We start from the raw sequence: 426 nt of genomic DNA on the forward strand, positions 1-426 counted from the left end.
CCTTTGTACACAGCTTGATCATGGAGCACATGGGCGAATTCGAATCAAAGAGAGCCTGCTCTATCAAGGCTTACCGGACTTACGGCATGACAGTTAAAGCCAAGCTGTACGCGGATGACGAAACTGACCGCTATTTCCACATCTACTACAAGGCCAAGAAGCAGGCCAGTGAACGTGCGAGACTGGAAGCTGATCTGGACAGAATGGAAGCCGAGATGGACAAGATAAAAGGCAGAGAATACAAGCTTCCAAAGCGATACGAGCACTACTTCAAGCTCACCTACCACAAAGACAAGTTCTATGGCTACGAGGAACGAGAAGATGTCATCGAACGAGAGCTGCAGCTGTGCGGCTATTTCGCGATCGTGACCTCCGAAAAGATGACAGCCTCTGAAGCCTTGAATCTTTACAAGAGCCGCGATATCT

General features: G+C 49.1%; 1 pseudogene. It reads left to right on the forward strand.

Features of this window, described 5'->3' with window-relative positions:
* A pseudogene (locus tag FD23_RS10550) lies at positions 1-426 on the forward strand (IS1634 family transposase); the annotation flags it as partial.

Source organism: Lactobacillus delbrueckii subsp. delbrueckii DSM 20074 = JCM 1012 (genome assembly GCF_001433875.1).
In the GTDB taxonomy this organism is placed as follows: Bacteria; Bacillota; Bacilli; order Lactobacillales; family Lactobacillaceae; genus Lactobacillus; species Lactobacillus delbrueckii.